We start from the raw sequence: 12,848 nt of genomic DNA, 5'->3' as shown, positions 1-12,848 counted from the left end.
CACACCGGTGCGAGACAAGCTGCTGCTGCATCTGCTGCGATCGGGTGCCACCCGTCGCTCGCCGGCCGAGGAGGGGATGGCCGGTCTGGCCTTCGGTGTGATCACCGCCATCGTGCTGGCCCTCAGCGGCGCAGCGCTCGTCACCCTGACGAGCGACAACACCGTTGGTGTCTTCGCCTCCTCGTCCAGCAAACAGGCCCGTGGTGCTGCCGAAGCAGGGATCGACGAAATCATCAGCACCTGGAATCAGCCCCGCAACCGCAAGATGCTGGTGTCAGGGCTGCCGATGAATCAGTGGGCCAGCGCCACCGGAAACAGGCTGCGCAGCCCCTGCGTCGATCTCGACGACAATGGCAACGAGGTGCGACCCGGCGGAAATGGCCAACCCAGCACGCTGGCCCGCAGCTTCGGAGACGGGCAGTTCCGTGATGTGGCCACCGGAGCCGTGGGCACCGGAGAACGCCGCTTTCGGCTCACGTCCGTCACCTTCTCCGCTCCTGACGACAGCGGAGCTCCCAATCCCCGCGAGCTGACCCGCACCACCAGCCTCGGCGCTGGGGTCAGCGGCGATTCCGCTCCATCGGGCAAGACCTGGGATCAGCTGCTGAACCTGCAGGACCCCGATGGCCCCGGAACGCTCGTGTCCGGAGCCAACAGGGGCTTCATCACCCTCACCGTGGAGGGGCAGGTGGTGCGCGGCGGCGAGGTGATCGCCACCTCCACCGTGACCCAGGAATTCGAGGTGCTGCCGAAATGCTGTGGTGCCTCCCTCGGCTCACAGGGGTCCGGCGGGACCAACCTGGAAGGCAGCGGTCAGTCGTCCCTCGGCTCCGACAGCCGCTACTGCGGCCTGCAGATGGGGATCGTGTCCGGTCTGAGCCGGGGCTGGCACTGGTCGTATTACGCCAACGACCGCTTCACGATGCGGAACCCGGATGGGTCCATCTCGTCGCTGCCCAACATTCTCGGCGCCGTGCCCAACAGCGGCGACGCCTTCGATCGCGACGAATGCCGCACGATCCCCTCGCCCAACGGCAGCTGCAACGGCATCCAGGACTCCGCCGACCGCTCCTACGCCCGGAACATCGCCAGGGCTCGGCCCACAGCCAACTGCATCCAGCCTGCCGGCAGCAGCCGCTACTTCCCCGGCCCGGAGACCGACATCCTCGGCGAAAGCGCCTCCTGCATCCCGATCATCCCGGTGGGAGTGAGCAGCATTCCGGCGGTCAGCACCTATCTGCATTCCTGGGCGGGGAGCAGCACGCCCTCCGATGAGAGTGACGACTTCCCACCCCAGGCGATCATCAAGGACGTGCGTGATGGCGCCGATGCCTGGAGCACCTATCCCAGGCTGGAGACCAACAATTCGAACGATCTGATCCGCATCCGTACGAATTCGGACACCACCCCCCCAAGTGTGCAGATCTGCGACAAGAAAACAACCATCTCCGCAGACAACTGCACCGGCAGCGACTGGGAAACCATCTCGGTGGACACCAGCGCTCCGCCATCGCCGTCGACCGGTCCAGGTTTCTACGGCGATTTCGCCAGCAGCTCTGGCTCAGAAGCCTGGGATGGGGCCTGGGTGAAGATCGGGACCATACAGAATCTCAGCAGCCCAACGGGGTTTCGGATGCGAGGTGGCAGTACACGACCTCAACTCATCCGCGGCGCCGATCTCTCGGCCTTCACCAACCCTGTCCTCACCCTCAGGGTACGCGGCAGCAGGGTCGGAGCCAGCAACGAAGAGCTGCTGATTCGAGTGTCTCGCAATGGCGGCTCCAGCTACCAGCAGATCGGGAAACTCCGAGGCGGCACGTCAAGCGGCCGTGTACCGACCTCATACAGAGAATTCACCTTCCCTATCGACCAATCCTATGCAGTGAGCGATTTCAGGATTCGACTTCAAACAGAAAGCGGGGTCAACAGTACAAACGAACGCTACGACATCAGTGATATCAAGATTGAGTCGGGCGCCACAGCGGCCAGCGATGCCTGGTGCGAATACACCGCCTTCTCCCCGATCACTGTTGAGCCCGGCTTCCACTGCCTTGGCCCAACGATCGACATGAACGGTGGGCGCATCATCATCGATACAACCGGGGGGCCGCTGAGCTTCTACTACTCCGACCCCAGCGACGATCGCACCACCACCAACCTCAACAGCCCCTACTCCAATCCCGACGATGTTCTGATCTTTCTCCAGAACCAGGCGGACATCTCCCATGTCCGTTGCAGCAGCGTGGAGGATGACTGCACCACACCGGTTCCTGATTCGCTCTTCTCCCCCATCGGTGAACCGACGCAGCTGAATTTCTTCGGTCGCGACTGGACCGGCAGCGGCCGGCCGACGGAACTGCAGGCCATGAAGATCGCCACTCGCTACGGCTCCACCTCCAAGATCGGCGGCGTGTGGTTCTACTTCCCCATGGGGCAGCTGGAGCTGAGGGTGGAAAGCGGCAGTGCCGCGATCCAGCCACCCGATTTCTACTCCAACGACGACAACTGGAGCTTCAGCGGCCGGGTCTGGACGCATCGCTTCAAGCCGTTCGGCCCCTTCCACATGCGGGTTCCGCCCTCCCTGACGGGCAACAAGATCAATATCCAGGTCGACACTTCCGGCACCCTCGGCTTCGTGACCTGGACCGGTGAAGACTGGGTGGCCCGAGCCACATCACGCTCAGGGCTGTTCCGATGACCAGGCCCGCTGCCCCAGCTGCTCTCCACCGGCGTCAGCGCCTGCATTGGGACAGGGGGTTCAGCGTTGTGGAGCCGCTTCTGGTGGTTGTGCTCATCAGCATCGCCGCCATCGGCGCCAGCGAAATGTGGAGGGTGTCCAACCGCCAGCGGCAGCGCAGCAACGAGCGGATCGCCCTCAACGTGGCGATCGACAGCGATCTTGCACGGATCCAGGAGCTGGCGGCTGAACTCACCTGCTGCAGCGGCGCCTGCACCATGGGCATTCCCTCCGGTATCACCCCATACCTGATCAACGGAGCGGCCACCGGTGACGTCGAGTCACCCTGCGCCACGGACAACCCCCTGGACGACCGCTACTTCTTTCCGCGCAACGACAACCCCGCAACAACAACAGTGAACGAACCGGATCTGGTGAGCAATCAGGATCCGAACAACCCAGGGCTGTGCGAGCGCAACGAGGTTGTGGATCCACTGATCAGTGCCATCGAGGAACAGATCGATGTACCGGCCGGCGCCACCCGCACGATCACCAAGCTGGCCAACAACCGCCTGCTGGTGACCTACGGCGACGCCAGCCGCGACGTCGAGGATCCGGCCCTTCGAATCGAACGCATCACCCCACCGATGGCACTGTTCTGCTCATGATCCGGCGTCGATCCACACCGCTGAGAAGCGAGGGATTCTCCCTTGCTGAACTGGTCGTGGTGATCGCGATCGTCGGCATCATGTCAGGCATTGGGATCGTGACCTTCAGCGCTGTGCTGCGGCGGGAGAGAGCCAATGCCATCGCCTCCGCGCTGGCGGGGTGGCTGGATCAGACCTCCCGCTCGGCGCCCAATGTCGGACAGACCTGCACCGTGACCATCAGCACCGGCCAGCTGAGTGCCGGTGATGTGCTGGCCAGCGTCACGCCGGCTGGGTGCGCCCAGCCGGCCACGCTCACCGTGCCGGATTTTTCTGGCGGTGGCACCGCCCGTGTGGCCGCCACACCGGACACCTTCTTCTTCACCCCTCGGGCCACGATCGCCACGGCCGGCAACGCCAACCCCGACGTGCTCCTGAGAATGAGCGTGGCGGACCAGCCCCCGCTGCGCTGCATCCGTCTCACCGGAGCTCTGGGCATTCTCGAGATCGGACGCAACACCTCCGCCAGCTCCACCCGCGCCACCTGCGACCAGTGGAACGACATCTGATCCGCCCCATGCCTTACCAGCGGATGCCACCCCTGCGATCTGTTCCCATGCAGCGAGCCCGCCAGGGGGCCTTCACCCTGGCCGAGCTTCTGGTGAGCCTGGGTCTCACCGGCCTGGTGGCCATCGCCGCCTTCAGCCTGCTGCGGGGCGAGCTGCGGCTCTCGGAGGCCACCATCTGGGATGTGCACTTCCAGCGGGATCTCAACCGCCTGAACAGCCTGATGGAGCTGGAAGCCTCCGAGGCCTGCATGTTCGGCACCACGAGCAACCCCGCCAGCTGTGCACCCACCGGCGCCGCCACCTGTGCAACCACGGTCGCCAACCAGTTGCGCATGCTGGTGCCGATGCTCGACACCAGCAACGATCCCCCCACCGACGAGCTCCAGACGATCCGCTTTCATCTGGACACCAACAACGACCGCCTCCTTCGCGATGGCCCCGCGATCCTGCCCAGCGGTGCGCTGGACATCGACACACGCAACAACCTCAACAACCTGCTGGTGATGAGCAACGTGACTGGCTTCGCGGTGACCAACGACGCCGATTGCCGCACGGTGAACGTGGATGTGACGATGAGTCCGATCGGCTCCACCGCCACCCGCACGCAGTCCATGGTGCTGCGGACGGGTGTGAGTCAGTTCGTCGACTGATTCAGACGGCCCTCAGTGGCCACACGTAGGCTGCCGCCGCCTGCTTCAACCCGCGCGTGCTCGATCAGCGTCTGGTTCGGGAGGACCCCGAGCGCATCAGCCGTGAGCTGGCCCGGCGCGGCATGAGTGTGGATCTCACCGGCCTGCAGCTGATCGCCAGCCAGCAGCGGGGGCTGGAGGAGCAGCGCAGCACCCTGCAGGCCGAGGGCAACCGCATCGGCCGCGATGTGGGCCAGCGCATCCGGGGCGGCGCGGACCCGAAGGGCGCGGAGGTGGCGGAGCTGCGGGCCCGCGGCAACGCCGTGAAGCAGAAGGTGGCGGTTCTCGAAGACGAGGAGAAACAGCTGCAGGGCCGCATGCGCGAGCAGCTGCTGGCCCTGCCCAACCTGCCGGCTCCCGAGTGCCCCGCCGGCGCCGATGAAACGGCCAACGTGGAGGTCCGCCGCTGGGGCACACCGCGAACCGGCAAGGGCCTGGCGGAGCACTGGCAGATCGGCGAGCGGCTCGGCCTCTGGGACAGCGAACGCTCGGTGCGGGTGGCCCAGAGCCGCTTCGTGACCCTGATCGGTGCCGGGGCGCGGCTGGAGCGGGCCCTGATCAATTTCATGCTCGATCTGCACACCGGCAAGGGCTACCGGGAGGTGATGCCGCCGGTGCTGGTGAACAGCGCCAGCCTCACCGGCTCGGGCCAGCTGCCCAAATTCGCCGAGGAGAGCTTCCGCTGCTCCGGCGATGACCTCTGGCTCACGCCCACCGCCGAGGTGCCTGTCACCGCCTTTCACCGCGACTCGATCCTGCCGGCGGCCGAGCTGCCACTGCGCTACGCCGCCTACAGCCCCTGCTTCCGGCGCGAGGCGGGCAGCTACGGCCGCGACACCCGCGGCCTGATCCGCCTGCACCAGTTCGACAAAGTGGAGCTCTACTGGTTCTCCCATCCCGATCACTCCGAGGCGGCCCATCAGCAGATCACCGCCGATGCCGAGGCGGTGCTGCAGGCCCTGGAGCTTCCCTACCGGGTGATCGATCTCTGCTGCGGCGATCTCGGTTTCTCTGCGCGCCGCACCTTCGATCTGGAGGTGTGGCTGCCGGGAGCCGGAGCCTTCCGCGAGATCTCCAGCTGCAGCACCTGCGGCGACTTCCAGGCGCGCCGCTCGGCCATCCGCGTCAAGGACGGCAAGAGCACGCGCCCGCTTCACACCCTCAACGGCAGCGGCCTGGCGGTGGGGCGCACCATGGCCGCCCTGCTGGAGACCGGCCAGCAGGCGGATGGCAGCGTGCGGCTGCCCGAGGCACTGGCGCCCTACTTCGGATCGGATCGCATCGCCGCCGCCTGAGGCTGCCTGAGGGCTTCGGCCGCTGAGACGACCAAACACCGTCACAATGGTGCGATTGCTGCGTGAGGGAATGCGGACGCCATGGGAGTGATCACCACGCTGGCGATCCTGGCCGGACTGATCGTGATTCACGAGGCCGGCCACTTCTTCGCGGCCACGGCGCAGGGCATCCGCGTCAGCGGCTTCTCGATCGGCTTCGGGCCGGCGCTGCTGAGCCTGCGCCGCGGCGAGGTGACCTACGCCCTGCGGGCGATTCCGCTGGGCGGCTTCGTCTCCTTCCCCGACGACGATGAGGGCATCGACCGCAGCGACCCGGATCTGCTGCGCAACCGGCCCCTGCCCCAGCGGGCCCTGGTGATCGCCGCCGGTGTGCTCGCCAATCTGCTGCTGGCGTGGACCGTGCTGCTGGCCCAGGGCGCCCTGGCCGGCCTACCGGCCGAGCCCGCCCCGGGGGTGAGCGTGCTGATGGTGCAGCCCGGCGAAGCCGCCGCCGCCGCGGGCCTCAAGCCCGGCGACACGATCCTCTCGGTGGAGGGGCAGTCCCTCGGCGGCGGACAGGGCGCCGTGAGCAGCCTGGTGCGCCGGATCAAGACCGCCCCCGGAGAACCGCTGACGCTGTCCGTGCGGCGCGGCGATGCCATCGCCCCGGTGACGCTGCAGCCGAGCGATTCGGCCGGCATCGGCCGGGTGGGGGCCCAGCTCCAGGCCAACGGCAGCCTGGCGCTGCGGCCGGCGCGCGGGCCGATCGAGGTGCTCGATCACGCCAACCGCACCACCGTGCAGCTGCTGAAGCGCACGGCCCAGGGCTACGGCTCCCTGCTGACCCGCTTCCAGGAAACCGCGTCCCAGGTGTCGGGACCGGTGCGCATTGTGGAGATGGGCGCCTCCCTGGCCAGCCAGGGCGGCGGCGGCCTGGTGCTGTTCGCAGCGCTGATCTCGGTGAACCTGGCGGTGCTCAACGCTCTGCCGCTGCCACTGCTGGACGGCGGCCAGATGGCGCTGCTGCTGCTGGAGGGTCTGCGGGGCCGTCCCCTGCCGGAGCGGGTTCAGATCGCGTTCATGCAGTCCGGCGTGCTGCTGCTGCTCGGGCTGAGCGCCGTGCTGGTGGTGCGTGACACGAGCCAGCTCTCCGTGGTGCAGCAACTGATGGGCCGCTGAGCCGCGGCTGAACCGCAGCGCTGCGCCCGGCAACAGCGGTCAGGAGCGAGTGCGCTGACGGGAAGCGGAGGCCGCAGAGTAGATTCGCGTGCTGTCTGCAGGTTCAGCTTCAGGGCGCATGGCCAAGAAATCGATGATCGCGCGGGATGTGAAGCGCACACGGATGGTGGATCGCTTCGCTGCCCGCCGGAAGGCGCTGCTGGAGGCCTTCCGCGCCAGCGGCGATCCGATGGAGCGTCTGGAGATCCACCGCAAGATTCAGCGGCTGCCCCGCAACAGCGCCCCCTCCCGTCAGCGCAACCGCTGCTGGGCCACCGGCAAGCCCCGCGGTGTGTACCGCGATTTCGGACTGTGCCGCAACCAGCTGCGCGAGCGGGCCCACCGCGGCGAGCTGCCCGGTCTGGTCAAGTCCAGCTGGTGAGCTCACGGGCCGGTCGGCGGCGGCCTGTGTCCCCCGCGCCGACCGGCCGGACTGAGTGTCAGGATACGTGTGGACAAACACAGACATAACCACACGTGCAAGGTCAGACGCAGTCGATCTCCTTCGATGGACGGGAGATCAGGCTGACCACCGGACGGTTCGCCCCTCAGGCCGGAGGGTCCGTCCTCATCGAATGCGGCGATACCGCAGTTCTCGTCACCGCCACCCGATCCGGCGGCCGCGAAGGCATTGATTTTCTCCCCCTGATCTGCGACTACGAGGAGCGCCTCTACGCCGCTGGTCGCATCCCCGGCAGCTACATCCGCCGCGAGAGCCGCCCGCCCGAACGCGCCACCCTGGCGGCCCGGCTGATGGACCGGCCGATGCGGCCGCTCTTCCCCAACTGGATGCGCGACGACATTCAGCTGGTAGCCACCTGCCTGTCGATGGACGACCGGGTGCCGCCGGACGTGCTGGCGGTGACCGGAGCCTCCATGGCCACCCTGCTGGCGGGCATTCCCTTCAACGGCCCCATGGCGGCCGTGCGCGTCGGTCTCCTCGGCGACGACTTCGTGCTCAACCCCAGCTACCGCGAGATCGAGCGCAGTGAACTCGACCTGGTGGTGGCCGGCACGCCCCAGGGCGTGGTGATGGTGGAGGCGGGAGCCAATCAGCTGCCCGAACAGGATGTGATCGAGGCGATCGACTTCGGCTACGAAGCGGTGTGCGAACTGATCAAGGCCCAGCAGGACCTGATCAAGAGCCTCGGCAAGGAGCAGGTGCTGCCCGAGCCCCGCGAGGAGGACCCCAGCCTGCCCGCCTTCCTCGACAAGGCCTGCAGCAAGGCGATCGGCAAGGTGCTGCAGGAGTTCGACCTCAGCAAGGAGCAGCGCGACGAGCGCCTCGATGCGATCAAGGCCGAAGCGATCGAGGCGGCCAACGCCCTCAAGGAGGACGATCCGGTGCGCGTGCTGGTGAGCTCCCAGCCCAAGCAGGTGGCGAACGCCTTCAAGGCCCTGACCAAGCGCCTGATGCGGGCTCAGATCGTCAAGGACGGCAAGCGGGTCGATGGGCGTGCCCTCGACGAGGTGCGTCCGATCTCGGCCGCGGCCGGTGTGCTGCCCAAGCGCGTGCACGGCTCGGGCCTGTTCCAGCGGGGTCTGACCCAGGTGCTCTCCTGCGCCACCCTCGGCACCCCCAGCGACGCCCAGGAGATGGATGACCTCCATCCCGGCACAGAGAAGACCTACCTGCATCACTACAACTTCCCGCCCTACTCCACCGGCGAGACCAAGCCGATGCGCTCACCCGGCCGGAGGGAGATCGGTCACGGTGCGCTGGCGGAGCGGGCCATCGTTCCCGTGCTTCCTCCCAAGGACAACTTCCCCTACGTGGTGCGGGTCGTGTCCGAATGCCTGAGCTCCAACGGCTCCACATCGATGGGGTCGGTCTGCGGCAGCACCCTGGCCCTGATGGATGCGGGCGTGCCCCTGAAGGCCCCGGTGAGCGGCGCGGCCATGGGCCTGATCAAGGAAGGCGATGAAGTGCGCATCCTCACGGACATCCAGGGCATCGAGGACTTCCTCGGCGACATGGACTTCAAGGTCGCCGGCACCGACAAGGGCATCACCGCCCTGCAGATGGACATGAAGATCACCGGCCTGGCCGTGGGCACGGTGGCCGAGGCCATTCAGCAGGCGCGTCCGGCGCGGCTGCACATTCTCGAGAAGATGCTCAGTGCCATCGAGAAGCCGCGCGATGTGCTCTCGCCCCATGCACCGCGCCTTGTGAGCTTCCGCATCGATCCGGAACTGATCGGCACGGTGATCGGCCCCGGCGGCCGCACGATCAAGGGCATCACCGAGCGCACCAACACCAAGATCGACATCGAGGACGGCGGCCTGGTGACCATCGCCAGTCACGACGGTGCCGCAGCTGAGGAAGCCCAGCGCATGATCGAGGGACTCACCCGCCGCGTCACCGAAGGCGAGGTGTTCCACGGCGGCGTGACCCGCATCATTCCGATCGGGGCCTTCGTGGAGATCCTTCCCGGCAAGGAGGGCATGATCCACATCTCCCAGCTCTCCGAAGCGCGGGTGGAGAAAGTGGACGACGTGGTGAAGGTGGGGGATCAGGTGACCGTGCGGGTGCGGGAGATCGACAACCGCGGCCGCATCAACCTCACCTTGCGCGGCGTGCCCCAGCAGGACGGCAGCTCCGTGGCCGAGGTGGCCCCCACTCCCGTGGCGCCCCTGGTCTGAGTCCGGGCCGGATCACCAGACGGTGATCCGGGGGAATCCCATGGGGGTCGCACCACTCGACCCCCATGGACCTCAGACACCGCCTCCGGAGCCGGCGCTCCGCAGGCCCGCCCGCCACTGAGGCGGGCTTCCTTCTGCCGCTCGCCCTCAGCGGCTGCATGGTCATGCTTCTGGGAAGCATGGCCCTTCAGGCCTCCGCGCTCCAGGGCAGGATTCAGGAGGTGGCGCGCTGGCGCAGCCGCCAGCAGGAGGATGCGCTCCGCAGCGCGGCGATGGACTGGCTGGGCCGACTCAACCGCAGCCATGGCTGCCTGATCGATCAGGCCTCCAGCGACTGGTCAGCCGGCGCCTCCCGCCCCTGCGCCGACGCCATCCAGTTGGCGGCCCTGCAGCGGGTGGAGGGGCTGGACCACAACGGCCAGCTGCTGGAGTGGACGCCCGTGCCGGCCGCCGCCGGGGCACGCCTGCGGCTGCAGCTCAGTGGCCTGCCGGGGCCGGGCAGCGCTGGCGTGCAACGGCAGGCCCGCTTCTGGGTGCAGCTGGGTCCGGCTCCATTGAGAGCAACGGGCCTGCAGCTGGAGGCTGTGGGGGGGGTGGGCGCGTGAACCTCGCCGAATGCGTGGTGGCCGCCAGCCTGCTGACCCTCAGCAGCAGCGCCTCGATGCAGCTGATGGGCCTGGCCGCGGCCGGTGAGCACCGCCGCGAGGCACGCGCCCTGGCGCTGAACGCCATCGACAGCCAGTTCCGGGCCGCCGAAGCGGCTATGGCCGCGCTGCCCTCCATGCCCGACAGCGCCTGCGACTGGGTGACCATCGCCCTGCAGCGGCGCATCGCGGCCCAGGCCGTTCCCGAGGGCCTGCAGCGGACCCTCACACGCGTGGACGGGGACCGGAGGCTGCTGATGCAGCTGGAGGCCACCGACACGGGGCGCAGCCGCCGGCGCCTGCTCGATCCGGCCGCCCAGGGGCGCTGCGGCCGTCAACCCGATCCCGTGAACCAGCCGGAGGAGAGCGATGCTCCATCGTCCCCCCGGGCCTGAGGCGGTGGCCCCTGGTCGGCCCAACGGCACCCGTTTCAGCGGCCCGTCTGAAGGCTTCAGCCTGTGTGAACTGCTGGTGGTGCTGGCGGTGGCCGGCCTGCTGAGCGGTCTGCTGTTTCGCCAGGGCAGCCGGGCCATGGCCCGGCAACGGCTCGATCACGGCCTTCAGACGGTTCTGGCCGGGCTCAGCCTCGCTCGCAGCGAGGCCCGTGAGCGGGCCCGGCCCTGCGGCCTGCAGCTGGAGGCCAGCGGCTGGACACAGCCCCGGCGCCCCGGCCTGGATCCGTGTGAGCAGGCACTGGCCTCCCTGCGCCGCCGGCCGCTGGCGAGCGAGATCCGGCTCAGCCACAGCTTTCCCGGCAGCCTGCGCTTCACGGGCCAGGGGCTGGTGCTCGATGGTGGCACCGCCGTGCTGGAGCACAGGAGTGACGATCTGCGGCCGCTCTGCGCCGTGATGAGCCTGCCGCTCGGGATCGTGCGGACCGGTCGCTATCACGGCGACGCCGCGGCCCCGCCCCTGGCCCGCCACTGCCTGCCCCGTGAGTCGTGAGAACCATGCAGCGGTTGTGGGGATCAGCGTTGGCCGGGCACAGGCGGTGCCTCACCGGCACATCGGACGGCTTCACCCTGGCGGAACTGCTCATCGCCTCGGCTCTGGGCATGGCACTGGCCGCGGCCTTCCTGCAGCTGCTGTTGGTGGAGAGCGGAGCCAGCCGGAGGCTGCTCTCGGCCATGCACGAGCGCCAGTGGCTGGAGCGGACCCGGGATCTGATCCACCACGACCGGGCCCAGGCCCAGAGCGAAGCGCGCGACCCACAGGTCGCCGTGCCGGCCTGCCGGCTGAGCGGTCGCCGGCCCGTGCTGCACCTGCACACCCGCCAGGGCCCGATCACCTACAGCCTCGGCAACCGCCCCAGCCGGATCTGGCAGCAGCCTGTGCTGATGCGCTGCGGCCCCTCCTATGGCCTGGATGGATCCCTGCAACCGGGTCAGGCGTTGAACCGGGTCATCGCCGACGGGAGCACGGCTGAGCGGCTCGGCAGGGAGGGTCTGTAGGGAACAGGAACAGACCCCGCGCGCTCAGACCGCAAAACCCGGATCGATGCGGGCCATGGCGGCCTCAGCGCTGCGGCAGAGGTCGTGGTGGGCGCGGCCCTGGCTGGCGATCAGGCAACCCGCCTGACGGACGTCGCCACGGTTGTAGAGGAGGGGCTGGCCGTCGGCATGGGTGAAGGCCCCACCGGCCGCCAGCAGCACGGCCTCGGGAGCGGCCATGTCCCAGTCCTTCGGGGCGCTGCGGCCCGACAGCGACACATAGAGGTCGGTTTCACCGCGCAGGATCGTGGCGACCTTGCATCCCACACTGCCCACCGCCCGGGTGCCGCCCAGAGACAGCTCAGCCAGCAGCTGCTCCAGCCGCTGGTCGCGGTGGTTGCGGCTGGCCACCAGCACCATCTCGCCGGGGCTGGAGCGGGCGCTGAGGGCCGGAGCCGTGCGCTCGCCGGCCCGGTTCTCGCACCAGCAGCCCTCACCTCCCGGGATGCCGAACCACAGCTCCTCGGCCTCCGGCAGCAGCACCACACCGAGCACGGGCCGCTGCTGCCGCACCAGGGCCAGATGCACCGCGTACTCACCGGTGCCCTGGAGGAAATCCTTGGTGCCATCGAGCGGATCGAGGATCCAGAGCCACTCGCCCGCCAGCGGCTGGCCGTCGCGGATCTGCTCGGCGGCGGTCTCCTCGCTGAGCAGCAACCAGTTCGCGGTCGGGAAGGCGGCCTTCAGGCCATCGAGCAGCCACTGGTTCACCGCCAGATCCGCAGCCGACACCGGCCCTTCGCCACCGTCGTCCACCGAGAGGGCCGGCGGAAATCCATGGGGTGGTGTCTCGCCGCGGGCGTAGGCCCGCAGGATGTCGGCCGCGCCCCAGGCCAGACGTCGAAGCTCGGCCAACAGGGCGTCAAGCCCCACGTCCTGGGGAAGGGAGCGGGCCGGCATCATGGACTGGCAAAGAGGCATTGTGCGTGAGCGCCGAATCGCCGGCGGTACCGGGTCCGCAGGACGCCGCTCCACGCGTGCATCGGGCGGGATCCCC

At 68.4% G+C, this 12,848-nt stretch carries 13 protein-coding genes and 1 pseudogene; 13 read left to right on the top strand and 1 reads right to left on the bottom strand.

Translation table 11 applies throughout. The features are described from left to right. Positions 1-7 precede the first annotated feature (7 nt). The 13 genes and pseudogenes from EVJ50_RS14195 (at position 8) to EVJ50_RS14140 (ending at position 11,812) form a co-directional block, all read left to right on the top strand. Positions 8-2,698 (top strand): hypothetical protein, encoded by a 2,691-nt coding sequence (locus tag EVJ50_RS14195; RefSeq protein WP_150884708.1) that lies wholly within the window; start codon positions 8-10, stop codon positions 2,696-2,698. Next, a complete protein-coding gene (locus tag EVJ50_RS14190; protein ID WP_150884707.1) occupies positions 2,695-3,345 on the top strand; it encodes a hypothetical protein in 651 nt (216 codons plus the stop codon). Before EVJ50_RS14195 ends, EVJ50_RS14190 begins: the two co-directional genes overlap by 4 nt. After that, positions 3,342-3,413: pseudogene (locus tag EVJ50_RS15420) on the top strand (hypothetical protein); the annotation flags it as partial. The gene EVJ50_RS14190 and the pseudogene EVJ50_RS15420, both read left to right, overlap by 4 nt. Before the next feature lie 30 nt (positions 3,414-3,443). Beyond that, entirely contained in the window at positions 3,444-3,893 is a 450-nt protein-coding gene (locus EVJ50_RS14185; protein ID WP_225323212.1) for a hypothetical protein, read from the top strand. A 47-nt stretch (positions 3,894-3,940) separates the two neighbouring features. Then, positions 3,941-4,543 carry a type II secretion system protein J gene (locus EVJ50_RS14180; protein WP_191964798.1) on the top strand — a complete coding sequence of 201 codons (603 nt, stop codon included), beginning with the start codon at positions 3,941-3,943 and terminating at the stop codon, positions 4,541-4,543. Between the two features lie 56 nt (positions 4,544-4,599). Further along, positions 4,600-5,877 (top strand): serine--tRNA ligase, encoded by a 1,278-nt coding sequence (gene serS, locus EVJ50_RS14175; RefSeq protein WP_150884704.1) that lies wholly within the window; start codon positions 4,600-4,602, stop codon positions 5,875-5,877. Between the two features lie 81 nt (positions 5,878-5,958). Further along, a complete protein-coding gene (rseP, locus tag EVJ50_RS14170; RefSeq protein WP_150884703.1) occupies positions 5,959-7,035 on the top strand; it encodes an RIP metalloprotease RseP in 1,077 nt (358 codons plus the stop codon). 118 nt (positions 7,036-7,153) lie between these two features. Then, positions 7,154-7,456: a 30S ribosomal protein S14 gene (gene rpsN, locus EVJ50_RS14165; protein ID WP_150884702.1), complete on the top strand. Its 303-nt coding sequence runs from the start codon at positions 7,154-7,156 to the stop codon at positions 7,454-7,456. 95 nt (positions 7,457-7,551) lie between these two features. After that, entirely contained in the window at positions 7,552-9,717 is a 2,166-nt protein-coding gene (locus EVJ50_RS14160) for a polyribonucleotide nucleotidyltransferase (RefSeq protein WP_150884701.1), read from the top strand. 158 nt (positions 9,718-9,875) lie between these two features. Beyond that, a complete protein-coding gene (locus EVJ50_RS14155; RefSeq protein WP_150884700.1) occupies positions 9,876-10,322 on the top strand; it encodes a hypothetical protein in 447 nt (148 codons plus the stop codon). Further along, positions 10,319-10,756 (top strand): hypothetical protein, encoded by a 438-nt coding sequence (locus EVJ50_RS14150; protein ID WP_150884699.1) that lies wholly within the window; start codon positions 10,319-10,321, stop codon positions 10,754-10,756. The genes EVJ50_RS14155 and EVJ50_RS14150 overlap by 4 nt, the downstream gene beginning before the upstream one ends. 4 nt (positions 10,757-10,760) lie before the next feature. After that, entirely contained in the window at positions 10,761-11,306 is a 546-nt protein-coding gene (locus EVJ50_RS14145) for a GspH/FimT family pseudopilin (protein WP_191964797.1), read from the top strand. A gap of 29 nt (positions 11,307-11,335) precedes the next feature. After that, positions 11,336-11,812 carry a hypothetical protein gene (locus tag EVJ50_RS14140; RefSeq protein ID WP_150884697.1) on the top strand — a complete coding sequence of 159 codons (477 nt, stop codon included), beginning with the start codon at positions 11,336-11,338 and terminating at the stop codon, positions 11,810-11,812. Positions 11,813-11,836: 24 nt separating this feature from the next. Here the strand turns inward: EVJ50_RS14140 and EVJ50_RS14135 are convergent, their stop codons facing one another. Then, on the bottom strand, positions 11,837-12,754 hold the full coding sequence (locus tag EVJ50_RS14135; RefSeq protein WP_150884696.1) for a 3'(2'),5'-bisphosphate nucleotidase CysQ: 918 nt from the start codon (positions 12,752-12,754) through the stop codon (positions 11,837-11,839). Positions 12,755-12,848: the final 94 nt, after the last annotated feature.

The sequence above is a fragment of the Synechococcus sp. RSCCF101 genome (assembly GCF_008807075.1).
GTDB lineage: Bacteria > Cyanobacteriota > Cyanobacteriia > PCC-6307 > Cyanobiaceae > RSCCF101.
The sequence above is the reverse complement of the archived record's forward strand: the minus strand, read 5'-3'. Positions and strand labels throughout refer to the sequence as shown.